We start from the raw sequence: 22,620 nt of genomic DNA on the forward strand, positions 1-22,620 counted from the left end.
CAGGTGGGCCAGACCGGCAAGGTCGTGGCGCCGGACCTCTACGTGGCGGTGGGCATCTCGGGCGCGATCCAGCACCTTGCGGGGATGAAGGATTCGAAGGTGATCGTGGCGATCAACAAGGACGAGGAAGCGCCGATCTTCCAGGTCGCCGATTACGGCCTCGTCGGCGACCTCTTCGACCTGGTCCCCGAACTCACCGAGAAACTCTGAAGCAACCGCTCGACAACATTCCGAACGGCCCGCCCAAGGCGGGCCGTTTTGCGTTCCGGGACCGACCCGCCCCGACCCGCCCCGATCCGACCGGATGCCGGCTCAGACCGGGCGCCCCCTGAGCGCCGCGCAGATCATCTGCACCGCCCCCTGCCGGTCACCCAGAGCCACGCGGGGCAAGGCGCGCATCTCGGGCAGCCGGGGCGGCATCAATCCCCTCGCGGCTGGCGGATCGAGCAGAACCCCGCGCGACGGCAACCGCTCCAGCAGCAGAAGCAGGCGCAGGCGCCACACCCGCTCAAGCTCGGCGCGGACCAGCGCGAAACGGTCGGGGCAGGTCGCCGACAAGGTGGCCAGCGCATGGCCGGTAAAGGCCACCGGCGCGAAATCCACCTCCGGGAACAGCGCCCTGAGCGGCGCCCGCGCGGCGATGAACCGGTCGTTGCGACGCGGATGCACGCGGTAGAAAGCGTTGGTCAGGTTGCCCGGCGGCGGCAAGAGCAGCACGAAGGCGCCGGCATCGCGCGCGCGCGCCGTCAGGCCCGGATCGCCCAGATGCAGATCCACCCCCTCGATCTGCGCCGCGGGCCGCGAAAGGCGGTCCAGCACCCGTTCGGCCAGACGCGGCGTCAGCCGCGCCGTCCCGCCGCCGCCCGCCCCCGCGCCGATCAGGCAGAGCGCGCGATGCCGCTCTGCCGCGGGCCCCATGACACCCGCCACCGGCGCCGCGCCGTAACCGGCGCCGCCGCATTCCTGCAAGAATTGTTGCATGATACCCCTACACTTTCCGTCACCCAATGCGGATTGTCGCGGCAAATTCTTACAATCCCCTTACCCGCGCCTGGCGCGCCCCCTGAGTAAGGCTTGTGAGTAAGGCTTGCGCCCGGCTCCTGCGCGGGCCTATGGTCGCGCCGAACCAACGCGCGACCAGAACGGGGACAGATATGAGCATTCAAAGCGTCGGCATCGTCGGAGCGGGCCAGATGGGCAACGGCATCGCCCATGTCTTCGCCCTGTCGGGCTACGACGTGCTGCTCAATGATATCTCCGAAGATGCGCTCAACCGCGCCCTGTCGCTGATCGACAAGAACATGGAGCGCCAGGTCCAGCGCGAGAAGATCACCGCCGAGTACAAGGCGGCCTCGCTGGCGCGGATCCGGACCACGACCAAGCTGGCCGAACTGGGCCCCAGCGACCTGATCATCGAAGCCGCGACCGAGCGCGAGATGGTCAAGCAGGCGATCTTCGAAGACCTGCTGCCGCATCTGAAGCCCGAAACGATCCTGACCTCGAACACCTCGTCCATCTCGATCACGCGGCTTGCCTCGCGCACCGACCGGCCCGAGAAATTCATGGGGTTCCACTTCATGAACCCGGTGCCGGTGATGCAGCTCGTGGAGCTCATCCGCGGCATCGCCACCGACGAGCCGACCTACAAGGCGCTGCATCAGGTGGTCGAGAAACTGGGCAAGACCGCCGCCTCGGCCGAGGATTTCCCGGCCTTCATCGTCAACCGCATCCTGATCCCGATGATCAACGAGGCGGTCTACACGCTCTATGAAGGCGTGGGCAACGTGCAGTCGATCGACATGGCGCTGAAACTGGGCGCGAACCACCCGATGGGGCCGCTGGAACTGGCCGACTTCATCGGGCTGGATACCTGCCTTGCCATCATGAACGTGCTTTACGACGGGCTGGCCGATACCAAGTACCGCCCCTGCCCGCTTCTGACGAAATATGTCGAGGCCGGGTGGCTGGGCCGCAAGACCCAGCGCGGTTTCTACGATTACCGCGGCGACACGCCGGTCCCGACCCGCTGACGGCGCGGCGCGTTTTCCGGGCATGACCGGAGGGTGCGCCTGCTGTCGTCAGGCGCCGAAGCGTCTTTCGGGCCAGGGAAACGCCGGCCTTGCATCGGCAAGCGGCAATCTTTGTTCCTCAAATATCCTCGGGGGGTGAATTTGGCGTCGCCAAAGAGGGGGGCAGACAGCCCCCCTGCCCCATCGCCGACAGCGCCACGGCGGGATTGCGACACCCGGTTGTCGCCCCTGAAGGCGACAGCGGCGGGCAAAGGGCGTCAGGTCGGGGCCGGAGGATCCGGCCATGTTCGAGCGTTCCATTCCCGAGTGGCTGCGCCACCCGCCCGCCGCCGCCGCGCGCAAGCCCGGAGCGCGCGCCTTCGCGACGCTTTCGGGGCTCGAGGCGATGATCCGCGGAATCCTGCTGTCGGTCTTCCCGCTGGCCATGTATGACGCGCTGGGCGATGCCGGGCGGGTGTCGCAAGTCTATTTCGTCATCGGCCTTGTCTCGCTGGCGGTGGGGCTGCTGCTGCCCTGGATCAACCGGCGCATCCCGCGCCGCTGGCTCTATACCTCGGGCGCCGCGCTCTACGTCGTGGGCGGAGTGGCGGGGGCCGCCGGGGGCATGTGGGTGGTGGTGGCGCTGATGACCTGCACCCTGGCCACGGTGACCTGTTTCATCTGTCTCAACGCCTATGTGCTGGATTACGTCGCCAAGAACGATCTGGGCCGGACCGAGACGCTGCGCATGTTCTATTCCGCGCTGTCCTGGTCGGCGGGGCCGGTCACCGGGGTGGCGCTGATGAAGATCTGGGCACCGCTGCCCTTCCTCCTGGCGATCGTGTTCGGCGTGGTGCTCATCGCCGCCTTCTGGGCGCTGCGGCTGGGCAATGGCCGGCTCATTGCCCGCGCGCGCGGCCCCGCGCCCAATCCGCTGGCCTTTCTGGGCCGGTTCTTTGCGCAGAAGCGACTGATCGCAGGCTGGCTCTTTGCGGTGATCCGGTCCTGCGGCTGGTGGGGCTATATCGTCTACCTGCCGATCTATGCGATCGAGAACGGGATGTGGGAAGGGCTGGGCGGCGCGCTCGTTTCGGTCACCAACGCGATGCTTTTCCTCTCACCGCTGATGCTGCGCTGGGTGCAGCGCAGTTCGGTCCGTGTGGCGGTGCGCACGGGCTTTCTCTGTGCCTCGGCGGGCTTTCTGCTGGCCGCGCTCTCGCCGCTGCCCTTGCTTGCGGTGGCCTGCCTGTTCGCCGCTTCGGGCTTCCTGATCCTGCTCGACATTTCGGGCGGGCTGCCCTTCCTGATGGCGGTGAAACCCTCGGAGCGGACCGAGATGGCGGCGGTCTATTCGAGCTTTCGCGACGTGTCGGGGATCCTGACGCCGGGGCTGGGCGCCGTGATCCTGATGGTCGCCCCGATCCAGGGGATCTTTGCCGCCGTGGGGCTGGGGCTGGGCGCCATGTACATGCTGGCGGGGCGGCTGCATCCGATGCTGGGCGTGGCCCCCGCGGCAAGGCTGCGGCGCCCGGCCTGACTGCCGGCGCGAGACCGACGAAGCCGGGGGCGCTGCCCCCGGACCCCCGGGATATTTGCGGAACAAAGATGCGCGGCGGCTTTGTCGCCGGCCTGCCCCGCGTGCCACGAGCCCGAGCCGAACGCGGCCCGCAGGCACGCCCGCGCCCCGGACCCCGTACCTCTTGCCCCGTGCCCCGTCTTCAGCCCAGCAAGCGCCGGGCGATCACCTGCGCCTGGATCTCGCCGGCGCCTTCGAAGATGTTGAGGATGCGCGCGTCGCACAGGATGCGGCTGATCTGGTATTCCAGCGCGAAACCGTTGCCGCCATGGATCTGCAGCGCGTTATCCGCCGCCGCCCAGGCGACGCGGGCGCCCAGCAGCTTGGCCATCCCCGCCTCGAGATCGCAGCGCTTGTCGTGGTCTTTCTGCCAGGCCGAGAAATAGGTGAGCTGGCGCGCGATCATGATCTCGACCGCCATCATCGCCAGCTTGTCGGCCACGCGCGGGAAGGCGATCAGCGGCTTGCCGAACTGCTTGCGGTCCTCGGCATATTGCATCCCCACTTCCAGCGCGTTCTGCGCCACGCCGATGGCGCGGGCCGCGGTCTGGATGCGGGCGGATTCAAAGGTCTGCATGAGCTGTTTGAAGCCCTTGCCCTCTTCACCGCCCAGAAGGTTCTCGGCCTTCACCTTGAAGCCGTCGAAGCCCAGCTCGTATTCCTTCATGCCGCGATAGCCCAGCACGTCGATCTCGCCGCCGCTCATGCCGGGCGTCGGGAAGGGATCGGTGTCGTCGCCGGGCGTCTTTTCGGCAAGAAACATCGACAGGCCGCGATAATCGCTGGTATCCGGATCGGTGCGCGCGAGCAGCGTCATCACATGGGTGCGCGCGGCATGGGTGATCCAGGTCTTGTTGCCGGTGACCTCGTAATCGCCGTCCGCGTTCTTCACCGCGCGGGTGCGCAAGGATCCCAGGTCCGAGCCGGTATTGGGTTCGGTGAACACCGCCGTCGGCAGGATCTCGGCCGAGGCCAGACGCGGCAGCCAGCTTTGTTTCTGCGCCTCGGTGCCGCCCGCAAGGATCAGCTCGGCGGCGATTTCCGAGCGCGTGCCCAGCGAGCCCACGCCGATATAGCCGCGCGACAGTTCCTCGGACACCACGACCATCGACGCCTTGGACAGGCCGAAGCCGCCGAACTCTTCAGGGATGGTCAGGCCGAAGACACCCATCTCGGCCAGTTCGTGGATGATCTCCATCGGGATGAAATCATCCTTCAGGTGCCAGTCATGCGCGAAGGGCGCGACCTTGTCGTCCGAGAAGCGGCGGAACTGGTCGCGGATCATTTCCAGCTCTTCGTCGAGCCCGGTCGCGCCGAAGGTCGAACGCCCGTGATTCTCGCGCATGAGCGCGACAAGACGGGCGCGCGCGGCGGGGGAATTGCCCTGGACCGCCAGCGTTTCGATCGCCGGATCGGCCATGAAGGCGGCGATCTCGGACAGGGGCAGGCCCATATCGGTCAGCTTCAGGATCTCGCCCTGGTTCATCGGGATGCCGCCCTGAACCTGCCACAGGTACTCGCCCACGCCGATCTGCAGGATCAGCGCCTCGATCTCGCCGAAGCCGCCGGTATCGGTCAGCCGCCCGGCCCAGGCCTGCATCTGGCGCACCGATTCCACATAGGTGGCAAGCCATGCCAGCCCGTGGACCGCGCGTTGCTCGCGCTCCAGCAGGGCGGCCCCGACCTTGCCCTCTGCGCCGACGCGGGCGCGGACGCTTTCGGTGGCACGCCCCAACAGCGCCTCGAGCGGCGGCAGCGCGGCGGCGACGAGGCTCTGAAGATCGGCCAGAAGGGCTGCGGGGGCGGGCATATCCTGTCCGTCATGGGGCATGGAGGACTCCTGTATTTGCTGGTGCAGCACTAACGCCTTCGCAATCGCAGCGCAACATTAATTCACTGATGGGTCAATTCAAGCATGAAAATGTCGCAACGGAATTCCCCGTGCGGGCGCCCGCCGTGCGGGTTACAAGCGCCCGGCAAGATCGAGGACATTCCATGGACATGATGATCGCAGGTCTGCCGCTCTGGGCCTTTCTGCTGGCCTGCGCGGTGACGTTGGGGGCGGGTTTCGTCAAGGGCGCGATCGGCTTTGCCATGCCGCTGATCATGATCGCGGTGCTGCCCTCGTTCATGCCGGCGCAGACCGCGCTGGCGGCGCTTCTTCTGCCGGTGTTGGTGACGAACGCGCATCAATCGGTGCGCCATGGCTTCGCGCCCGCGCTGGCCTCGGGGCGCAAGTTCTGGCGCATCATCACGGCCACCATTGTCGGCATCCTGATCACCGCGCCCTTCGTGGTGGTGCTGCCGCAACAGGTGATGTTCCTGCTGCTGGGCATTGCCGTCCTGTTCTTCGCGGGGCTGCAACTGAGCGGCTGGACGCCCGACATTCCCCCCGGAATGCGCGCGCCTGTCGAGTTCGGCGCGGGGCTGATCGGCGGGCTTTACGGCGGCATTTCGGGGATCTGGGGGCCGCCGTCGATCGTCTACCTGATGGCGGCCAAGGTCGAGAAGACCGAGATGGTGCGCGTGATGAGCGTGATCTTCACCATGGGCGCGGTGGTGCTGACCCTGTCGCATCTGCGCACCGGCGTGCTGAACGCGCAGACGGCGGTGCTGTCGGCCTTGATGCTCATTCCCGCAGGGATCGGCATGGGGCTGGGATACCGCGCGCATGACGCGATGGACCCCGTGCGTTTCAAGCGCTGGACGCTGATCCTGCTGTCGCTGTCGGCGGTGAACCTGCTGCGCCGGGGCCTGATGGGCTAGGACAGAAGCGAGGGCGCGGCGCAGAGATGCGCGGCGCCGGGCAGATCCGCGGGCGGGACCACCGTGAACATCGTGGTGAACAGGACTTCGCCGTCCACCTCCACGCTGAAGGTCCAGTCGCCGGTCTGCAATTCCTCGGGGATGTCGAACTGAAAGAAGACCGTGTCGGTCAGGCCCGGCGCGATGCTGCCCGACCAGTGCTGTTCGGTGATGCCGGTGGGCAGCATTGGGGGATGGGTGACGGTGTAGCGCGTCTCGGCGACGGCATCGTCGGCAAGCCGGAAACGAACGCCGAACCCCATGCCCAGTACAGCGGGCGCGACGGTGCCACGCGCCACCATCTCGACCGGCTCGTCGGGGACATGCACCCAACCCGACATCGTGTCGGGCGCGGGCCGGCGACCGCCTTCGGGCGGGGCGCAGAACAGACCCAGTTCCAGTTCGGAGACGCGCGGCGAGACCGCGCCCAGCGGCTGCGCGGCCGAGGCTCCGGACAGGCAAAGCCCCGCCACAAGGACGGGGCCTGCCAGGATATGTGCCAGACGGGTCATCCGCTCAGCCGATCGCGGCGGCTTTCACGTCGTCGTCGATATAGGGGACGTATTGCGCGAAGTTCTCGGAGAACATGTTCACCAGCTTCGCCGCCTGCGCGTCATAGGCGGCCGGATCGGCCCAGGTCGACCGCGGATCCAGCAGCTTCGGATCGACGCCGGCACAGGCGACCGGCACTTCGAAACCGAAATTCGGATCCTTGCGGAACTCGGTCTTCGACAGCGAGCCGTTCAGCGCATCGGTCAGCAGTGCGCGGGTGGCCTTGATCGGCATCCGCTTGCCGGTGCCGAAGGCGCCGCCGGTCCAGCCGGTATTGACCAGCCAGCATTCGGCGCCCGACGCGGCGATCTTTTCCTGCAGCAGCTTGCCGTAGACTTCGGGGCGGCGCGGCATGAAGGGCGCGCCGAAGCAGGTCGAGAAGGTCGGCAGCGGCTCGGTCACGCCACGCTCGGTGCCCGGCGTCTTCGAGGTGAAGCCCGACAGGAAGTGATACATCGCCTGCGCGGGCGTCAGCCGGGCAATCGGCGGCAGGACGCCATAGGCGTCGCAGGTCAGCAGGATGACATGCTTGGGCGTGCCGCCCAGGCCGGTTTCCGACGCGTTCGAGATGAAGTCGAGCGGATAGGCGCAGCGCATGTTCTCGGTCAGCGAGCTGTCCTCGAAATCCAGCTCCAGCGTCTCGGGGTCGAAAACCATGTTCTCGACCACGGTGCCGAATTTCGACGTGGTCGCGTAGATTTCCGGCTCGGCCTCGGCCGACAGGTTGATGGTCTTCGCGTAGCAGCCGCCTTCGAAGTTGAAGATGCCGTTATCCGACCAGCCGTGTTCGTCGTCGCCGATCAGCGTGCGCGAGGGATCGGCCGACAGCGTCGTCTTGCCGGTGCCCGACAGGCCGAAGAACACCGCCGCATCATCGGGATTGCCGATCGCGTGGTTGGCCGAGCAATGCATCGCCATCACGCCCTTGCCGGGCAGGATGTAGTTGAGCAGCGTGAACACGCCCTTCTTGTTCTCGCCGGCATATTCGGTGTTGCCGATCAGGATCATCTTGCGGTCGAAGTTCAGCGCGATGACGGTTTCGGTGCGGCAGCCGTGACGCGCGGGATCGGCCTTGAACGAGGGGCAGTTGATAATTGTCCATTCGGCGGTGAAGCTGTCCAGCTCTTCGCGGGCCGGGCGGCGCAGCATGTGGCGGATGAACAGGTTGTGCCAGGCGAGTTCCGAGACCACGCGGACATCGAGCCGGTGCTCGGGGTCGGCGCCGCCGAACAGGTCCTGAACGAAGTAATCCTTGCCCTGCATATGGGCGAGCATGTCGTCATACAGGCGGTCGAACGCGTCGGGCGCCATCGGCTGGTTGTTGTCCCACCAGATCGTGTCTTCCACCGACGGGGTGCGGACAACGAATTTGTCCTTGGGCGAGCGGCCGGTGAACTGGCCGGTGGACACGAGGAACGCGCCGCCCTTGCCCAATGTCCCCTCGCCGCGCTTGATCGCGACATCCACGAGCGCCGGTTCGATCAGGTTATAGGCCACGGAGCCCAGCCCGGTGATACCCTGATCCTCGAGCTTGAAATTCGGGTTAACGTGTCCTGTGGTCATGTCGCTCGCTCCTTCGCCGAGGCGCCCGGGCCTCGAATGGGAAAATATCCGGGCCAGCCCCCTGCCTTCGGGTGGTCCGTCGACCGGTCTCCTCAACCGACACTTGGCCTATATCATGGCGATTTCGGGAAGGAACAGGACACATTTACCCCTTTAGCGCCAACATGGCGCTGTTATCGCAAACTGTCGCAGAAGCGTCGGTTTGCGCGCCATTTGGTGTCCGCAAGACGGAAGCGGCAAGCGCAGCTTTTTACCGCGCGTCAGTCAAAACTTCACACCGACCGCGGTATTTTGGACTCACTCGCCCTTGCTTTGTTCACTGAACAGTTGATTCTCCACCGCGAAAACCGCAAAATGTGTGTAAAATAAGACCAATGAGCAGCTCACAAGGACAGGCACATGTCTAAGATCGCACTTGTTGACGACGACAGGAACATTCTGACGTCTGTCTCCATTTCGCTCGAAGCCGAGGGCTTCGAGGTCGAAACCTATAACGACGGTCAGTCCGCGCTGGACGCGTTCAACCGCAAATTGCCCGACATGGCGGTGCTCGACATCAAGATGCCGCGCATGGATGGCATGGAGCTGCTGCAGCGCCTGCGCCAGAAAACGCAGATGCCGGTGATCTTTCTGACCTCGAAGGATGACGAGATCGACGAGGTTCTGGGCCTGCGCATGGGCGCCGACGATTACGTCAAGAAACCCTTCTCGCAGCGCCTGCTGATCGAGCGTATCCGCTCGCTGCTGCGCCGCCAGCAGGCGATGGATACCGACGAGGTCGGCACGACCGAGGAAACCAAGGTCATGGTGCGCGGCTCGCTGACCATGGACCCGCTGCGTCACGCGGTGACGTGGAAGGGCAAGGAAGTCACGCTGACCGTGACCGAGTTCCTGCTCCTGCAGGCGCTGGCGCAGCGTCCCGGTTTCGTGAAATCGCGCGACCAGCTGATGGACGTGGCCTATGACGATCAGGTCTATGTCGACGACCGTACGATCGACAGCCACATCAAGCGCCTGCGCAAGAAAATGCGCAGCGTTGACGAAGACTTCTCGTCCATCGAAACTCTGTACGGTATCGGCTACAAATACAACGAAGCCTGATCGCAGGTTGGCGGCCCGATCCGGGTCGCCGGGCGATCGGGTCCGTATAAAGCAGGCCAGAGTTACAAGGCGGTGAGGGCACAGGTGAGCACGCAGTCCGGGGCGCCGGGAAGCGACGTCGTCCTTGGCGACGATTGGGTCCGGCCGCAAAGCGCGGTCGATACCGAGGTGCGCATCGACCGTGCGCGCCGCGGCCTGTTCTCGATTTTCCACTCGCCACTGGCGCGCAAGATCATCCTGTTCAACATGCTGGCGCTGGTCCTGCTGGTCGCGGGCGTGCTGGTCACCAACCCGTTCCGCGACTCGCTGGCACAGCAACGCGAACAGGCGCTGGTCTCGCAGGCGGAAACGCTGGCCGATCTGATGGTCGCGCTGCCCGGCCTTGTGGGCGACGGCCAGCCCTATGCCAGCGATCCCATGCGCGACGCGCGCGTCGCCGCCATCGCCGCGCTGCATCTCGACACCGAAACCGAGGCCTTGCTGCTCGATGCCGAGGGCCGGGTCGAAACCGCGCGCCGCGGCACCGGGCGTCCGGGCGTGGTGCCGCTGGACCAGATGCCGCTGGACCGCAGCCCGACCCTGATCTCGGACTTTCTCGACGCGGTGTGGTCCGGGCTGGCGGCCATCGTCCCCGGCAACCGCTCGCCGCAACCCGAAGCCAGCGCGCTTCTGTCCGACCTGCACGCCGCCGCGATGCAGGGCCGCTCGGCCAGCCGGATCCTGCGGCTCGATGACGGCTTCCGCATGCTCGCCGCCGCCCCGGTGATCGACGGCGACAGCGTGCTGGGCGCGGTGGTGATGCAGCAGATCCCCACCGATATCGAACGCATGCTGCGCGCCGAGCGCGAGCAGGTGCTGCAGATGTTCATCGTGGCCCTTCTGGTGTCGGTGGGCCTGTCGCTGGTGCTGGCCTCGACCATCGCCAACCCGCTGGCGGATCTGGCCACCGCCGCCGAACTCGGCCGCGACAAGAACGCCCGCCGGATGTCGCCGGGCCGCGTGCGTATCCCCGACCTGACGGGCCGCCCCGACGAGATCGGGCGCCTGTCCTCGGCCATGCGCGGCATGGTCAGCGCGCTGTATGACCGGATCGACGCGAACGAACAATTCGCCGCCGATGTCTCGCACGAGATCAAGAACCCCCTCGCTTCGCTGCGCTCGGCCGTCGGCACCCTGCGCGTAGCCAAGCGCGAAGACCAGGTGACGCGGCTTCTGGACGTCATCGAGCATGACGTGCGGCGCCTCGACCGGCTGATCTCGGACACGTCGAACGCCTCGCGGCTGGATTCCGAACTGGTCAAGGAAGAGGAAGAAACCTTCAATCTGTGCAAGACGCTCGACAACCTGTCCCAGCATCTGGCGCAGGAGGCCGAGGCGAAAGGCGTCGAATTCATCTCGGAGCTTCCGCGCGACGCGATCATGATCCAGGGGCTCGAAGCGCGGCTGGCCCAGGTCTTCGTCAACCTAATCACCAACGCGATCAGCTTCTGCAACCAAGGCGACGCGGTTCGCATCTGGGCCCGCAAGCGCGAGAACCGCGTGCTGGTCGTGGTCGAGGATACCGGGCCCGGCATCCCCGAAGCCGCGCTGACCAAGGTGTTCAAGCGCTTCTATTCCGAACGCCCGCAGGATTTCGGCAACCATTCGGGGCTGGGTCTGGCCATCTCGAAGCAGATCATCGAAGCCCATGGCGGCGTCATCTGGGCCGAGAATATCCGCCCCACCAATGCCGACAAGAACTCGCCGCCCCTTGGCGCGCGGTTCGTCGTCGGCCTGCCGCTGTGAGCGACGGCGCCCCGCATCCGCCCAATCTTCATGCCAGCTGCGTTGCCTTCGGCCCGGCGCGTGGCGTGCTGATCCTCGGCCCCTCGGGCGCGGGAAAGTCCCGGCTCGCGCTGGCGCTGATCGGACAGGGCGCGCGGCTCGTGGCCGACGACCAGGTCCTCCTGAGCCGCGAGGGAAACACGCTTTTCGCCCGCGCCCCTCGCCCGACCGAAGGGCTGATCGAAGCGCGCGGACTGGGGCTTTTGCGGCTTGTGCCCCTGAGGCTGGCGCGGATCGTGCTGGCCATCGACCTTGCCGCACCGCCTGCGCGCCTGCCCGATCCGGTCCCGCGCCCCCTGGGCGGCGTCACGATACCGTGTCTGCCCGGACAGGCGGACTCGTCTTTCGCTGCGGGATTGCGTCATTATCTCCATGCAATGAGAGTTCCGGACTGAAATATGCAGGACACTGCCAATCCGATCCGCGTGGTGATGGTCACCGGCCCCTCGGGCGCCGGGCGGTCCTCGGCCATCAACGCGCTCGAGGATCTGGGCTTCGAAGCGATCGACAACCTGCCGATGTCGCTGATCCCGCGCCTTCTGGACGGCCCTCCCCTGCCACGGCCGCTGGCCCTGGGCGTCGATGTGCGCAACCGCGACTTCTCGTCCGAATCGCTGATCGAACTCGTCGACCGGCTGCACCGGTTGCCCAACGCGGCGGTCGAGCTTCTGTATCTCGACTGCGACACCGACACCCTGGTCCGGCGCTATTCGGAAACCCGCCGCCGCCATCCGCTCAGCCCCGACGATGCGCCGCTCATCGGCATCGAATACGAACTGGCCCTGCTCGAACCCGTCCGCGCCCGCGCCGATGTGCTGATCGAGACCACGGGCCTGACGCCGCATCATCTGCGCGCCGAGATCTCGCGCTGGTTCGCGCCCCGCGACGGACGCCCCATGGCGCTGTCGATCCAGAGCTTTTCGTACAAACGCGGCCTGCCGCGCGGGGTGGACATGGTGTTCGATGTCCGCTTCCTGACCAATCCGCACTGGGTCCCGGAACTGCGCGAGCATGACGGCCGCAACCCCCAGGTCGCGGCGCATATCGAAGCCGACCCGCGATTTGCGGATTTCTTCACCCGCGTGCACGACCTCATCGCCTCGCTGCTCGAAGCCTATGTGGACGAAGGCAAAGCCTCGCTCACCATCGCCTTCGGCTGTTCGGGCGGAAAGCATCGCAGCGTCGCACTGGCAGAAAAAATGGCCCGGGTGCTTGCAGATCAGGGGTGGCGGGTGTCAAAGAGACATAGGGAGCTGGAACGGCGCAAACTGATGGCCGCGTCGGAGAAGCAAGGGTAAGGGCGTGATCGGAATCGTGATCGTCGCGCATGGCGGACTGGCACGCGAATATCTTCGCGCCGTCGAGCATGTCGTGGGAAAACAGGTCGGGATCCGGGCGATCGCGATAGAATACGAGCATGACCGCGCCGCCAAGCAGGCGGAAATCTGCGCGGCGGCGGACGAGGTCGATTCCGGCGGCGGCGTGGTCGTGGTCACGGACATGTTCGGCGGCTCGCCCTCGAACCTGTCGATGCCGGCCTGCTGCACCCCCGATCGCCGCATCCTCTACGGTGCCAACCTGCCGATGCTGATCAAGCTGGCGAAATCCCGCAGCCTGCCGGTCCCCGAAGCCGCAAGCCTCGCGCTCGATGCCGGGCGGCGCTATATCAACTCGTACGAAATGAGCGGGGGGATCGGGGTTTGAGCGCCGAGAAGGTTCTGAAGATCGTCAACGAAAAGGGCCTGCATGCCCGCGCCTCGGCGAAATTCGTCGAGGTCGTCGAAGCGCATGACGCCCGGGCCGAGGTCGAAAAGGACGGCATGAGCGTGTCGGGCGATTCGATCATGGGCCTGTTGATGCTCGCCGCCTCGCGCGGGACCGAGATCCGGGTCTGCACCGAAGGGACCGAGGCCGAGCCGCTGCTCGACGCGCTCACCGCCCTCGTCGCCAACAAGTTCGGCGAGCCGTTCTGACCGCCGCGCCCTATGGCCCTGCCGGCACCCTGAACGGGGCGCATCTTTGTTCCGGAAATATCCTCGGGGGGTGAATTGGCCGCAGGCCAAGAGGGGGGCAGACAGCCCCCCTTCCCCCTTCCCCATCCGTGTTCACGCCACCTTCTGCAGCGCCACCTGCGGCGTCACGCCCAGCGCGTAGCAGACATCGCGGGTCATATGCGCGCGGTTGAGCGTGTAGAAATGCAGCGCCGGCACGCCCTCTTCCATCAGCGCGTCGCACAATTCGGTGCAGATCGCGGTGGCCAGAAGCTGCTCGTGCCCGTCGCGCGCGGCCTTCGTGAAAGCCTCGTCCATCCAGGCGGGCACCGCCGCGCCGGTGGCCTGCGCGAAGCGGCGGATGCCCTCCCAGTTCTCGATCGGGATGATCCCGGGCAGGATCTTCGCCGCGTCGATCCCCGCCTTCTCGGCCTTGTCACGAAACCGCAGGAAGGTCTCGGCCTCGAAGAAGAACTGCGTGATGGCGCTGTCCGCCCCGGCCTCGAACTTGCGCTTCAGCCAGGCGATATCGGCATCGTCGTCGCCCGCCTCGGGGTGACGCTCGGGATAGGCGCCGACGCGCAGGGTGAACTGCCCATTCTCCTTCAGCGCCGAGATCAGCTCGAGCGAATGCGCGAACCCGTCGGCGCGGGCGCTGAACCGGCCCTGCCCTTTCGGCGGATCGCCCCGCAGCGCCACGATCTCGCGCACCCCGGCACGGGCATAGCTGTCGGCAATCGCCAGCGTTTCCGCGCGCGAAGCGTCCACGCAGGTCAGATGCGCAGCGACGTTCAGCCCGAATTCGCGCCCGATCGTCGTGACCGCCTCGTGCGTCAGCTGCCGCGTCGTGCCGCCCGCGCCGTACGTGACCGACACGAAATCGGGCCTGAGCGGCGCCAGCATGCGCGTGGTCTCCCAGAGCCGGAAGCTGGCATCCAGCGTCTTGGGCGGGAAGAACTCGAACGAAATGCGCGGTGCGGCCATGGTGAAGCTCCTTTGTTGAGGCTGTTGTAGGGCCGCGCCCAATGTGAGACAAATTCATTGTTTTCATCATCACCATGAGGCTCACCTCATAATGCACATCGAGTTCCGGCATCTGCGCACGATCCGCGCGATCCATCAGGCCGGCGGCGTCGCCCGCGCGGCCGATATCCTCAACATCACCCAATCGGCGCTGAGCCATCAGCTCAAGGGGCTCGAGGAACAATGCGGCGTCGAGCTTTTCGCGCGCCGCACGAAGCCCCTGCGCCTGTCGGCCGCCGGGCTCAGAATGCTCAAGCTGGCCGAGGAGGTGCTGCCCCGGATCGAGGCGCTGGAAGAGGAATTCCGCGCCCTGATCGCCGGCAAGACCGGGCGGCTGCATATCGCCATCGAATGCCATGCCTGTTTCGACTGGCTGTTCCCGGTGCTCGAGCGCTTCCGCCACGCCTGGCCCGATGTCGATGTCGATATCCGCCCCAACCTTGCCTTCGCCGCCCTCCCCGCGCTGGCGCGCGAGGAAATCGACGTGGTGATCTCCTCGGATCCCGACCCGATGGAGGGGATCACCTACACCCCGCTCTTCGATTACGAGCCGCGCTTCATCGCCGCCGCCTCGCATCCCCTGGCGCAAAAACCCTATATCGAGGCCGAGGATTTCCGCGACGAGGTGCTGTTCACCTATCCGATGGACCGCACCCGGCTCGACATTTTCACGGGCCTTCTGAACCCCGCCCGGGTCGAGCCCCGGCTGGTGCGCCCGATCGAGCTGACAGCGGTGATCCTGCTTCTGGTCGCCGCCGGGCGCGGCGTGGCCGTGTTGCCCGACTGGGTCCTGCGCGAGGTGAAATACTCCACCGATTACGTCACCAAGCCTGTGACCGAACACGGCCTGACCAAGCGGCTTTATGCCGCCACGCGTGAAGAGGACACCGTCAAGCCCTTCATGGCGCATTTCCTGCGCCTTGCGCGGACCGAACCCGTCAAGCTGCAAAGGATCTGAGATGAGCATCGTCATCCTCACCGGCGCCGGGATCTCGGCCGAAAGCGGGCTCGGGACCTTCCGCGACAAGGACGGGCTGTGGACGCGATACGATCTCGAAGAGGTCGCCACGCCCGAAGGCTTCGCGCGCAACCCGCAACTTGTCGTGGATTTCTACAACGCCCGCCGCGCCAATTGCCTTGCCGCCCGGCCCAATGCCGCGCATGAGGCGCTGGCGCGGCTCGAAGCCGCGCGCCCGGGCGAGGTGGTGATCGTCACCCAGAACGTGGACGATTTGCATCAGCGGGCAGGCTCGCAAAGCGTGATCCAGATGCATGGCGCGCTGAGATCGGCACTCTGCGCGGCTTGCGGCCATCGCTGGCCCGCCCCCGACGTGATGAGCCTCGCCACCGCCTGCCCCTCCTGCGGTGCCGCCCGCGCACGGCCCGACGTCGTCTGGTTCGGCGAGATCCCCTATCACATGGACGAAATCGCCGACCGGGTCGCGGCCTGCGAGATCTTCGTCGCGATCGGCACGTCGGGGCAGGTCTATCCCGCCGCGGGCCTTGCCGCCGAGGCCCGCCGCGCGGGCGCGCATTGCGTGGAATTGAATCTCGAAGCCTCGGAAATCAGCCGCGTCTTTCACGAACGCCGCTTCGGCCCGGCCTCGCAGGTCGTGCCCGCCTGGGTGGAAACGCTGCTCGGTTGACCGAATCGCGGCACGGGCCGAAGCTCATCCGATAACCGACAACAGGGAGACGGATCATGTGCCATGCCTGCGTGATGGACAGCGTCAAGGCGCGAATGCTGGGGACATCGGAGATCGGACGGCGCGCGCTGTTCAAGGGCGCGCTGGGCCTCGCCGGCGTCGCGGCCGCGGGCGCCGCGCTGAAACCCGCCCCGGCGATGGCGCAGACGCCCGGCCAGATGGCCGACATGACCCACATGCTGCATCCTGACTTCCCGACCTTCTTCGGCGAACAGCAATTCTGGGAAGACCAGCTCTTCAATTTCGACGAACACGGCTTCAACCTGAAAGAACTGCGCGTCAACGAACATACCGGCACCCATGTCGACAGCCCGATGCATTTCTCGGCCGACGGCATGTCGGTGGATGAAATCCCCGTCGACAAGCTGATCGTGCCGCTCGCCGTCGTCGATATCCGCGCCAGGGCGGCCGAGAATGCCGACGCCCAGGTCACCCCCGACGATCTGCGCGCCTGGATGGACAGGCATGGCGACCTGCCCGCCGGCGCCTGCGTGGCGATGAATTCGGGCTGGGGACCGAAGATCGACGACCCGTCTTTCCGTAACGCCGATGGCGAGGGGGTGATGCATTTCCCGGGCTTCCATGTCGAAGCGGTGCAGATGCTGATGGAAGAGGCGGACGTGTCGGGCATCGCCGTCGATACGCTGTCGCTCGATCACGGCATGTCGCCCGATTTCGCCACGCATTACGCGTGGCTGCCCTCGGGACGCTGGGGCGTGGAATGCCTCGCCAATCTCGACGCGGTCCCCGCGACCGGCGCCACCCTGATCGTCGGCGCCCCCAAACACCGCCGCGGCACCGGCGGCCCGGCCCGCGTCTTCACGCTGTTCTGATGGCCACGCTTCCGCTTCTCGACGACGACACGGCCAGCGCCGAAGCGCGCGCCGTGTTCGACGACATCCGCGCCAAACGCCAGACCGATCATGTCAACAATTTCTGGCGCGCGCTGGCCCATGATCCGGCGCAGTTGCAACAGGTCTGGGACAGGCTGCAACAGGTCATGGCGCCCGGCGCGCTCGACCCGCTGGTCAAGGAACTGATCTATGTCGCCGTCAGCGTGGCGAATGGCTGCGACTATTGCATCCACTCCCACACCGCCGCGGCCAAGGCCAAGGGCATGACATCCGCGATGCACGCCGAACTCCTCGCGGTCATCGCCATGGCCTCCCAGACCAACGCCCTCACAACCGCCCTGCAAGTCCCCACCGACGAGCGCTTCAAGTCCTGATTTCACTGTGCCGCAAATACTCACGGGGTTTCCAAAGGGGGGCGTGCCCCCCTTTGGCGCGGGGAGCGCGAGGGGGCGCGCAGCCCCCTCGCCCTTTGTAACGCGACGGGGCCGCGCAACCCTCGCGCTTGCCCGGTCACACCGTCAGGACAGTGGACCCCGTCGTCTTCCGCGCCTCCAGCGCCTCATGCGCCGCGCGCACCTCCTCCAGCGGGAAACGCTGGTCGATACGGATCGTCACCGCGCCCGACAGCACCTTGTCGAACAGGTGCCGCGCCATCTCCTGACAGGTCTCGGAGCGGGAAATATGGGTGAACAGCGTGGGCCGCGTGACCTTCAGCGACTTGCCCGCCAGCGCGGCCAGCGTGAAGGCCGGGACGGGACCCGAGGAACTGCCGAAGGACACCATCATGCCCAGCGGTTTCAGACAGGCAAGCGAGCCTTCCCAGGTCGAGGCGCCGACCGAATCCATCACCACATCGACGCCCTTGCCGCCGGTGATCTCGTCCACCCGGGCCGCGAAATCCTCGGTGTTGTAGTTGATCACGTGATCCGCGCCATGCGCGCGCGCAAGCTGGCACTTGGCGTCCGACCCGGCCGTGCCGATCAGCGTGATCCCCTCGCTCTTCGCCCATTGGCAGGCGATCAGTCCGACACCGCCCGCCGCGGCGTGGAACAGCACGGTATCGCCCGCCTTCAGGGGCGTGGTACGGTGGAACAGGTATTCGACGGTCATGCCCTTGAGCATCATCGCCGCACCCTCTTCGAACGAGATCCCCTCGGGCAGCGGGCAGACCTGCGCCGCGGGCATCACCCATTCCTCGCAATAGGCGCCGGTGACGGCGGCGGCATAGGCCGCGCGGTCGCCGGGTTTCAGATGCGTGACGCCTTCGCCCACGGCCTCGACCACGCCGGCGGCCTCGCGTCCCAGCCGGGCGGGCAGTTCCATCGGGTAGAGCCCCGAGCGCTGGTAGCAATCGATGAAATTGAGCCCCACGGCCTCGTGCCGGATGCGGATCTCGCCCGGCCCCGGCGCGCCCACCGGGCGGTCGACCAGGGTCAGGACCTCGGGTCCGCCGGTTTTCTCGAAGATGACGGTTCTTGCCATGGCTGCGCCTCCCTGCACGCCTCTCCTGTCTCTGGCGGGGAAGATGACGCGCGGGCTCGCGGGCGGCAAGGTCTTTCGCCCTCGCCCGGCCCGCTCTCGCCAGCCAGCCTGCGGCAGGCAGGTCTCGCGCGACCGGGCGCCTCGCTTCGCGCGGCGCCCAGAGGGGGCTGTCTGCCCCCTCGGCGCTGCGCGCCTCACCCCCGAGGATATTTGCGGAACAAAGACGGGGCGGGCGGGAAGCGCGGCCGCGCCCGCGCGTCTGTCAGATCGGCGCGCGTTTGAAGGTGCCGGTGGCCTGCGCGACCGGCGTGCCGTCTTCGGCCCGGGCGATGCCTTCGACGAAGACCGTCTTGAAACCGCCGCCCATTACCCGGCCCGTCGCGGTGATGATCCCGCCCAGGGGCATGGGGGCGATGAAGTTGACGGTGAGCGAGATGGTCGAGAACGGGATCTTCCCGCCCTCGCCCTTCAGGTAGCTTGCCGTCGCCCCCATCGCCGTGTCGAGCACGGTCGAGATCAGCCCGCCATGCAGGTTGCCGTGGCGGTTGGCATGGTCGGGCGTGACCGGCATCGACACGCTTGCCCCCTGGCCTGGCTCCAGGTCCAGCGACAGGCCCAGCAGCTTTGCCGTGCCCGTCGCGTCATAGGTCGCGTCATGGGTCGCGTGATTGCCCGGGCGGTCCGGATCATCGGCGCCGGTCATCCCCGCATCAGGCCTCGAGCCGCATGAAGCGGGCAAGGTGCCAGTCCTCGTCGCCGAAACGGTGATCGGCGGCGATCAGGCGGCGGGTGACCGGGGCCAGCGCGTATTCCTCGGTCATGGCGATGCCGCCATGCATCTGCACGGCTTCTTCGGCCACCAGCCGCGCGGTGCGCCCGATCAGGTTCTTGGCCGCGCTGATATGGCGGTCGCGGGTGGGGCCGGCGGCATCGAGATGCCCGGCCGCGTTGATCACCGCCGAGCGCGCCATTTCGATCTCGATCGCGACATCGGCCATGCGGTGCTGCAGCGCCTGGAACTTGCCGATCGGCACGCCGAATTGCTTGCGGGTGCGCAGGTAGTCGAGCGTCATGTCGCGCGCCACGTCCATCGCGCCCAGCGCATCGGCGCAGACCGCGAGCGTGGCGGCGGCGAGGCGTTGCTGCAGCGTATGGGCATTGCCCACCGCTTCGCCGGCGACGCGGTCGAGCGTGACCTCGCTGATCGTGCCGCCCATCAGCGCGGGTGTGGTGTGCAGCGTCACGCCCTCGGCGGCGGTATCGACGAGGAACAGCTCGACCTCGCCATCCTTCAGAGCCGAGACCAACAGCCGGTCGGACCCTTCTGCCTGAGTGACGAAGGACTTGCGCCCGCTCAGATGGCCTTCATTGGCCGAGGTGGTGATCGGACCGCTATCGTAGCGCAGGCCCGGCTCGAAATGCGCGAGCGTCACTTTCAGCCCGCCGCCGATGATCTCTTCGACCAGATCGGCGCGCCCGGCATCGGCCAGAAGCCCACCCGCAAGCCCGGCCTCCAGCACCGGCTCGGCCGAGCCCGCGCGGCCCAGTTCCTCGAACACGACGGCGATGTCGAAGCCGTGGCCGCCGAAGCCGCCCTCGTCTTCGGTGAACAGCGCGCCCAGCACGCCCAGTTCGGCCAGCGCCGCCCAGTCCGCCCCGCGCTCAAGCGAGCGGCGCAGGGAATCGGCGAGCATCCGGCGTTCTTCGGTGTGATTGAAATCCATCTGTCTGCCCGCCCTTACAATCCCAGAATAGCCTTGGTGATGATACCGCGCTGCACCTCGTTCGAGCCGCCATAGATCGAGATCTTGCGGTTGTTGAGATACACGTTGGTGGCCTTGGCCGCGTAGTCGGGGCCGGGGTGGAACAGGTTGTCCGACAGCTGTTCGGACACGAAGGGCTGCGCCCAGGGTCCGATGGCGCGGCGCGCGAGATCGTTGATCTGCTGGCGGATGATCGAGCCCTTGACCTTCAGCATCGAGCTTTCGGCACCGGGCGCCTTGCCTGCATCCGCCGCCGCGACGACGCGCAGATTGGTCGTGGCCATGGCCATGAGGTCGATCTCGATCCGCGCGAGGCGCGCGGCGAAGAGCGGATCCTCGATCAGCGGGCGGCCGTTCTGCATTTCCTGCCGCGCCACGCGCTTGAGGCTTTGCAGCCCTTCCTGCGAGAAGCCGACGCCGGCGATGCCGGTGCGTTCATGGGTGAGCAGGTACTTGGCATAGGTCCAGCCCTTGTTTTCCTCGCCCACGAGGTTCTCGACCGGGACCTTCACATCGGTGAACCAGACCTCGTTCACCTCGTGCACGCCGTCGATCAGGATGATCGGGCGCACTTCGATGCCGGGCGTGTCCATGTCGATCAGAAGGAAGCTGATCCCTTCCTGCGGCTTGCCCTCGGACGAGGTGCGTACGAGGCAGAAGATCTTGTTGGCGTACTGGCCCAGCGTGGTCCATGTCTTCTGGCCGTTGACGATGTAATGATCGCCTTCGCGCACGGCCTTGGTTTTCAGCGAGGCCAGGTCCGAGCCTGCGCCCGGTTCGGAATAGCCCTGACACCACCAGTCTTCGCCCGACAGGATGCGCGGCAGGTAGTAATCCTGCTGCTCTTTCGAGCCGAAGGCCTGCAGCACCGGGGCCAGCATCGCCACGCCGAAAGGCACGATGCGCGGCGCATGGGCGCGGGCGCATTCCTCTTCGAAGATATGCTTCTGCACCGCCGTCCATTCGGCGCCGCCGAATTCCTTCGGCCACGCCCCGGCCAGATAGCCCTGATCGTTGAGCCGCGCATGCCAGAGGTCGTAATCCTCTTTCGTCAGCATCTTGTTGGCGGCGATCTTGTCCGACAGCTCCTTGGGAAGCTTGTCTTTCAGGAAGGCCCGCACCTCGTCGCGGAAGGCGACCTCGTCTTGGGTATAGTTCAGGTCCATCTGGTCCTCCGTCAGAAGATCTCGAACAGGCCGGCCGCGCCCGCGCCGCCGCCGATGCACATGGTCACGACGCCCCATTTGGCGCCGCGCCGACGCCCTTCGAGCAGGATGTGCCCGGTCATCCGCGCGCCCGACATGCCATAGGGGTGGCCGATGGCGATCGAGCCGCCGTTGACGTTGTATTTCTCGGGGTCGATGCCCAGCTCGTCGCGGCAATACAGGCACTGGCTGGCGAAGGCTTCGTTCAGCTCCCACAGGTCGATATCGTCGACGATCAGCCCGGCGCGGTCCAGAAGACGCGGCACGGCATGGATCGGGCCGATGCCCATCTCGTCGGGTTCGCAGCCCGCGACGGCAAAGCCCCGGAACGCGCCCAGCGGCTCAAGGCCCAGCTGTTCGGCATGGCCCGCATCCATCAGCACGAGCGAGGCGGCGCCGTCCGACAGCTGGCTGGCATTGCCGGCGGTGACGAAATTGCCCGGCCCGCGCACCGGGTCCAGACTGGCCAGACCTTCGAGCGTGGTGCCGGGACGGTTGCATTCGTCCTGCGTCAGCGTCACCGCCTTTTCGCTGATCTCACCGGTCGCCTTGTCCTTGACGCCCATCGTCACGTCGATGGGCACGATTTCATCGGCGAACAGGCCATCGGCCTGCGCCTTGGCGATGCGCTGCTGGCTGCGCAGGGCGTATTCGTCCTGCGCCTCGCGGCTGACATTGTAGCGCTGCGCGACGATGTCGGCGGTGTCGATCATCGGCAGATAGATCTCGGGCTTGTGCGTTAGCAGCCATGGCTCGGGCGTGTTGCGCGGCGAGGGCTGGTTCAGGCTGATGCTTTCCACCCCGCCGACCAGGATCGCGCGCGCGCCTTCCTGCGTGATCATGTGAGCGCCCATGGCAATCGCCTGCAGCCCCGAGGCGCAGAAACGGTTGACCGTGGTGCCTGCCACGCTGACCGGCAGGCCCGCGCGCAGAACCACCTGACGGGCCATGTTGCCGCCGGTGACGTTTTCCGGGATCGCGCAGCCCCAGATCGAATCCTCGATCAGCGCGGGGTCGATGCCCGCGCGATCGACGGCGTGGCGGGCGGCATGAGCCGCCATCGTCACGCCATGCGTCTGGTTGAACGCCCCGCGATACGCCTTGCCGATGGCCGTGCGCGCGGTCGAGACGATGACAGCTTCTGCCATGGTATCCTCCCTTGGATG

24 protein-coding genes are annotated in these 22,620 nt (G+C 66.6%); 14 read left to right on the top strand and 10 right to left on the bottom strand.

Translation table 11 applies throughout. From position 1 onward, the window contains the following. Nucleotides 1-210: electron transfer flavoprotein subunit alpha/FixB family protein (locus tag C4N9_RS20955; RefSeq protein WP_210404083.1), on the top strand; the 210-nt coding region annotated here is incomplete at its 5' end. A gap of 102 nt (nt 211-312) precedes the next feature. Here the strand turns inward: C4N9_RS20955 and C4N9_RS20960 are convergent. Further along, entirely contained in the window at nt 313-981 is a 669-nt protein-coding gene (locus C4N9_RS20960) for a DUF6473 family protein (protein ID WP_109535299.1), read from the bottom strand. A gap of 173 nt (nt 982-1,154) precedes the next feature. Here C4N9_RS20960 and C4N9_RS20965 point away from each other — a divergent pair, with 173 nt between their 5' ends. Both C4N9_RS20965 and C4N9_RS20970 read left to right on the top strand, forming a co-directional pair. Beyond that, on the top strand, nt 1,155-2,030 hold the full coding sequence (locus C4N9_RS20965) for a 3-hydroxybutyryl-CoA dehydrogenase (RefSeq protein ID WP_109535300.1): 876 nt from the start codon (nt 1,155-1,157) through the stop codon (nt 2,028-2,030). Nucleotides 2,031-2,313: 283 nt separating this feature from the next. Continuing rightward, a complete protein-coding gene (locus C4N9_RS20970; protein ID WP_109535301.1) occupies nt 2,314-3,546 on the top strand; it encodes an MFS transporter in 1,233 nt (410 codons plus the stop codon). A gap of 181 nt (nt 3,547-3,727) precedes the next feature. Here the strand turns inward: C4N9_RS20970 and C4N9_RS20975 are convergent, their stop codons facing one another. Then, nucleotides 3,728-5,416 (bottom strand): acyl-CoA dehydrogenase family protein, encoded by a 1,689-nt coding sequence (locus C4N9_RS20975; protein ID WP_109535302.1) that lies wholly within the window; start codon nt 5,414-5,416, stop codon nt 3,728-3,730. Nucleotides 5,417-5,580: 164 nt separating this feature from the next. Between C4N9_RS20975 and C4N9_RS20980 the strand changes: the two genes are divergently transcribed. Continuing rightward, on the top strand, nt 5,581-6,351 hold the full coding sequence (locus C4N9_RS20980; protein ID WP_245902652.1) for a sulfite exporter TauE/SafE family protein: 771 nt from the start codon (nt 5,581-5,583) through the stop codon (nt 6,349-6,351). Here the strand turns inward: C4N9_RS20980 and C4N9_RS20985 are convergent. Together C4N9_RS20985 and C4N9_RS20990 are read right to left on the bottom strand one after the other, a co-directional pair. Further along, the gene (locus tag C4N9_RS20985; RefSeq protein ID WP_109535303.1) at nt 6,348-6,902 is read right to left on the bottom strand and encodes a DUF3859 domain-containing protein; all 555 of its coding nucleotides are present in this window, start codon (nt 6,900-6,902) and stop codon (nt 6,348-6,350) included. The genes C4N9_RS20980 and C4N9_RS20985 overlap by 4 nt on opposite strands. A gap of 4 nt (nt 6,903-6,906) precedes the next feature. Then, complete coding sequence (locus C4N9_RS20990; RefSeq protein WP_109535304.1) at nt 6,907-8,505, bottom strand: phosphoenolpyruvate carboxykinase; 1,599 nt, start codon at nt 8,503-8,505, stop codon at nt 6,907-6,909. A gap of 399 nt (nt 8,506-8,904) precedes the next feature. Here C4N9_RS20990 and C4N9_RS20995 point away from each other — a divergent pair, with 399 nt between their 5' ends. From C4N9_RS20995 to C4N9_RS21020, 6 genes are all read left to right on the top strand, one after another. After that, nucleotides 8,905-9,606 carry a response regulator transcription factor gene (locus C4N9_RS20995; RefSeq protein WP_109535305.1) on the top strand — a complete coding sequence of 234 codons (702 nt, stop codon included), beginning with the start codon at nt 8,905-8,907 and terminating at the stop codon, nt 9,604-9,606. An 84-nt stretch (nt 9,607-9,690) separates the two neighbouring features. Further along, the gene (locus C4N9_RS21000; protein WP_245902653.1) at nt 9,691-11,391 is read left to right on the top strand and encodes an ATP-binding protein; all 1,701 of its coding nucleotides are present in this window, start codon (nt 9,691-9,693) and stop codon (nt 11,389-11,391) included. Further along, the gene (locus C4N9_RS21005; RefSeq protein ID WP_109535307.1) at nt 11,388-11,825 is read left to right on the top strand and encodes an HPr kinase/phosphorylase; all 438 of its coding nucleotides are present in this window, start codon (nt 11,388-11,390) and stop codon (nt 11,823-11,825) included. Before C4N9_RS21000 ends, C4N9_RS21005 begins: the two co-directional genes overlap by 4 nt. A gap of 3 nt (nt 11,826-11,828) precedes the next feature. Beyond that, on the top strand, nt 11,829-12,728 hold the full coding sequence (rapZ, locus tag C4N9_RS21010; RefSeq protein ID WP_109535308.1) for an RNase adapter RapZ: 900 nt from the start codon (nt 11,829-11,831) through the stop codon (nt 12,726-12,728). 4 nt (nt 12,729-12,732) lie between these two features. Next, complete coding sequence (locus C4N9_RS21015; RefSeq protein WP_109535309.1) at nt 12,733-13,134, top strand: PTS sugar transporter subunit IIA; 402 nt, start codon at nt 12,733-12,735, stop codon at nt 13,132-13,134. Then, nucleotides 13,131-13,403: an HPr family phosphocarrier protein gene (locus C4N9_RS21020; protein WP_109535310.1), complete on the top strand. Its 273-nt coding sequence runs from the start codon at nt 13,131-13,133 to the stop codon at nt 13,401-13,403. The genes C4N9_RS21015 and C4N9_RS21020 overlap by 4 nt, the downstream gene beginning before the upstream one ends. A 132-nt stretch (nt 13,404-13,535) precedes the next feature. Here C4N9_RS21020 and metF read toward each other — a convergent pair whose 3' ends face one another. Then, nucleotides 13,536-14,405, bottom strand: coding sequence for a methylenetetrahydrofolate reductase [NAD(P)H] (metF, locus tag C4N9_RS21025; RefSeq protein ID WP_109535311.1), 870 nt, complete (start codon nt 14,403-14,405; stop codon nt 13,536-13,538). Between the two features lie 91 nt (nt 14,406-14,496). Between metF and C4N9_RS21030 the strand changes: the two genes are divergently transcribed. From C4N9_RS21030 to C4N9_RS21045, 4 genes are read left to right on the top strand one after another with little or no spacing between them, the layout of a single operon-like run. Continuing rightward, entirely contained in the window at nt 14,497-15,402 is a 906-nt protein-coding gene (locus C4N9_RS21030; protein WP_109535312.1) for a LysR family transcriptional regulator, read from the top strand. Between the two features lies 1 nt (nt 15,403). Beyond that, entirely contained in the window at nt 15,404-16,090 is a 687-nt protein-coding gene (locus tag C4N9_RS21035; protein ID WP_109535313.1) for an NAD-dependent deacylase, read from the top strand. A 56-nt stretch (nt 16,091-16,146) separates the two neighbouring features. Beyond that, nucleotides 16,147-16,983, top strand: coding sequence for a cyclase family protein (locus C4N9_RS21040; RefSeq protein WP_109535314.1), 837 nt, complete (start codon nt 16,147-16,149; stop codon nt 16,981-16,983). Next, nucleotides 16,983-17,378: a carboxymuconolactone decarboxylase family protein gene (locus C4N9_RS21045; protein ID WP_109535315.1), complete on the top strand. Its 396-nt coding sequence runs from the start codon at nt 16,983-16,985 to the stop codon at nt 17,376-17,378. The genes C4N9_RS21040 and C4N9_RS21045 overlap by 1 nt, the downstream gene beginning before the upstream one ends. A gap of 136 nt (nt 17,379-17,514) precedes the next feature. Here the strand turns inward: C4N9_RS21045 and C4N9_RS21050 are convergent, their stop codons facing one another. The 5 genes from C4N9_RS21050 to C4N9_RS21070 all read right to left on the bottom strand — a co-directional run bounded on the left by C4N9_RS21050 (nt 17,515) and on the right by C4N9_RS21070 (nt 22,602). Beyond that, the gene (locus C4N9_RS21050) at nt 17,515-18,486 is read right to left on the bottom strand and encodes a quinone oxidoreductase family protein (protein WP_109535316.1); all 972 of its coding nucleotides are present in this window, start codon (nt 18,484-18,486) and stop codon (nt 17,515-17,517) included. 262 nt (nt 18,487-18,748) lie between these two features. Beyond that, nucleotides 18,749-19,189, bottom strand: a complete 441-nt coding sequence (locus C4N9_RS21055; RefSeq protein WP_109535317.1) for a PaaI family thioesterase — start codon at nt 19,187-19,189, stop codon at nt 18,749-18,751. A 7-nt stretch (nt 19,190-19,196) separates the two neighbouring features. Beyond that, nucleotides 19,197-20,210, bottom strand: coding sequence for an acyl-CoA dehydrogenase family protein (locus C4N9_RS21060; protein ID WP_109535318.1), 1,014 nt, complete (start codon nt 20,208-20,210; stop codon nt 19,197-19,199). 14 nt (nt 20,211-20,224) lie between these two features. Continuing rightward, nucleotides 20,225-21,415, bottom strand: a complete 1,191-nt coding sequence (locus C4N9_RS21065) for an acyl-CoA dehydrogenase family protein (RefSeq protein ID WP_109535319.1) — start codon at nt 21,413-21,415, stop codon at nt 20,225-20,227. A gap of 11 nt (nt 21,416-21,426) precedes the next feature. Next, nucleotides 21,427-22,602: an acetyl-CoA C-acyltransferase gene (locus C4N9_RS21070; RefSeq protein WP_109535320.1), complete on the bottom strand. Its 1,176-nt coding sequence runs from the start codon at nt 22,600-22,602 to the stop codon at nt 21,427-21,429. Nucleotides 22,603-22,620: the final 18 nt, after the last annotated feature.

This window comes from Pararhodobacter marinus (genome assembly GCF_003122215.1).
GTDB classification, from domain to species: domain Bacteria; phylum Pseudomonadota; class Alphaproteobacteria; order Rhodobacterales; family Rhodobacteraceae; genus Pararhodobacter; species Pararhodobacter marinus.

Coding starts and splice junctions, on each gene's coding strand:
- C4N9_RS20960 (WP_109535299.1), bottom strand. CDS start 981: ATGCAACAATTCTTGCAGGAATGCGGCGGCGCCGGTTACGGCGCGGCG.
- C4N9_RS20965 (WP_109535300.1), top strand. CDS start 1,155: ATGAGCATTCAAAGCGTCGGCATCGTCGGAGCGGGCCAGATGGGCAAC.
- C4N9_RS20970 (WP_109535301.1), top strand. CDS start 2,314: ATGTTCGAGCGTTCCATTCCCGAGTGGCTGCGCCACCCGCCCGCCGCC.
- C4N9_RS20975 (WP_109535302.1), bottom strand. CDS start 5,416: ATGCCCCATGACGGACAGGATATGCCCGCCCCCGCAGCCCTTCTGGCC.
- C4N9_RS20980 (WP_245902652.1), top strand. CDS start 5,581: ATGGACATGATGATCGCAGGTCTGCCGCTCTGGGCCTTTCTGCTGGCC.
- C4N9_RS20985 (WP_109535303.1), bottom strand. CDS start 6,902: ATGACCCGTCTGGCACATATCCTGGCAGGCCCCGTCCTTGTGGCGGGG.
- C4N9_RS20990 (WP_109535304.1), bottom strand. CDS start 8,505: ATGACCACAGGACACGTTAACCCGAATTTCAAGCTCGAGGATCAGGGT.
- C4N9_RS20995 (WP_109535305.1), top strand. CDS start 8,905: ATGTCTAAGATCGCACTTGTTGACGACGACAGGAACATTCTGACGTCT.
- rapZ (WP_109535308.1), top strand. CDS start 11,829: ATGCAGGACACTGCCAATCCGATCCGCGTGGTGATGGTCACCGGCCCC.
- metF (WP_109535311.1), bottom strand. CDS start 14,405: ATGGCCGCACCGCGCATTTCGTTCGAGTTCTTCCCGCCCAAGACGCTG.
- C4N9_RS21030 (WP_109535312.1), top strand. CDS start 14,497: ATGCACATCGAGTTCCGGCATCTGCGCACGATCCGCGCGATCCATCAG.
- C4N9_RS21035 (WP_109535313.1), top strand. CDS start 15,404: ATGAGCATCGTCATCCTCACCGGCGCCGGGATCTCGGCCGAAAGCGGG.
- C4N9_RS21040 (WP_109535314.1), top strand. CDS start 16,147: ATGTGCCATGCCTGCGTGATGGACAGCGTCAAGGCGCGAATGCTGGGG.
- C4N9_RS21045 (WP_109535315.1), top strand. CDS start 16,983: ATGGCCACGCTTCCGCTTCTCGACGACGACACGGCCAGCGCCGAAGCG.
- C4N9_RS21050 (WP_109535316.1), bottom strand. CDS start 18,486: ATGGCAAGAACCGTCATCTTCGAGAAAACCGGCGGACCCGAGGTCCTG.
- C4N9_RS21055 (WP_109535317.1), bottom strand. CDS start 19,189: ATGACCGGCGCCGATGATCCGGACCGCCCGGGCAATCACGCGACCCAT.
- C4N9_RS21060 (WP_109535318.1), bottom strand. CDS start 20,210: ATGGATTTCAATCACACCGAAGAACGCCGGATGCTCGCCGATTCCCTG.
- C4N9_RS21065 (WP_109535319.1), bottom strand. CDS start 21,415: ATGGACCTGAACTATACCCAAGACGAGGTCGCCTTCCGCGACGAGGTG.
- C4N9_RS21070 (WP_109535320.1), bottom strand. CDS start 22,602: ATGGCAGAAGCTGTCATCGTCTCGACCGCGCGCACGGCCATCGGCAAG.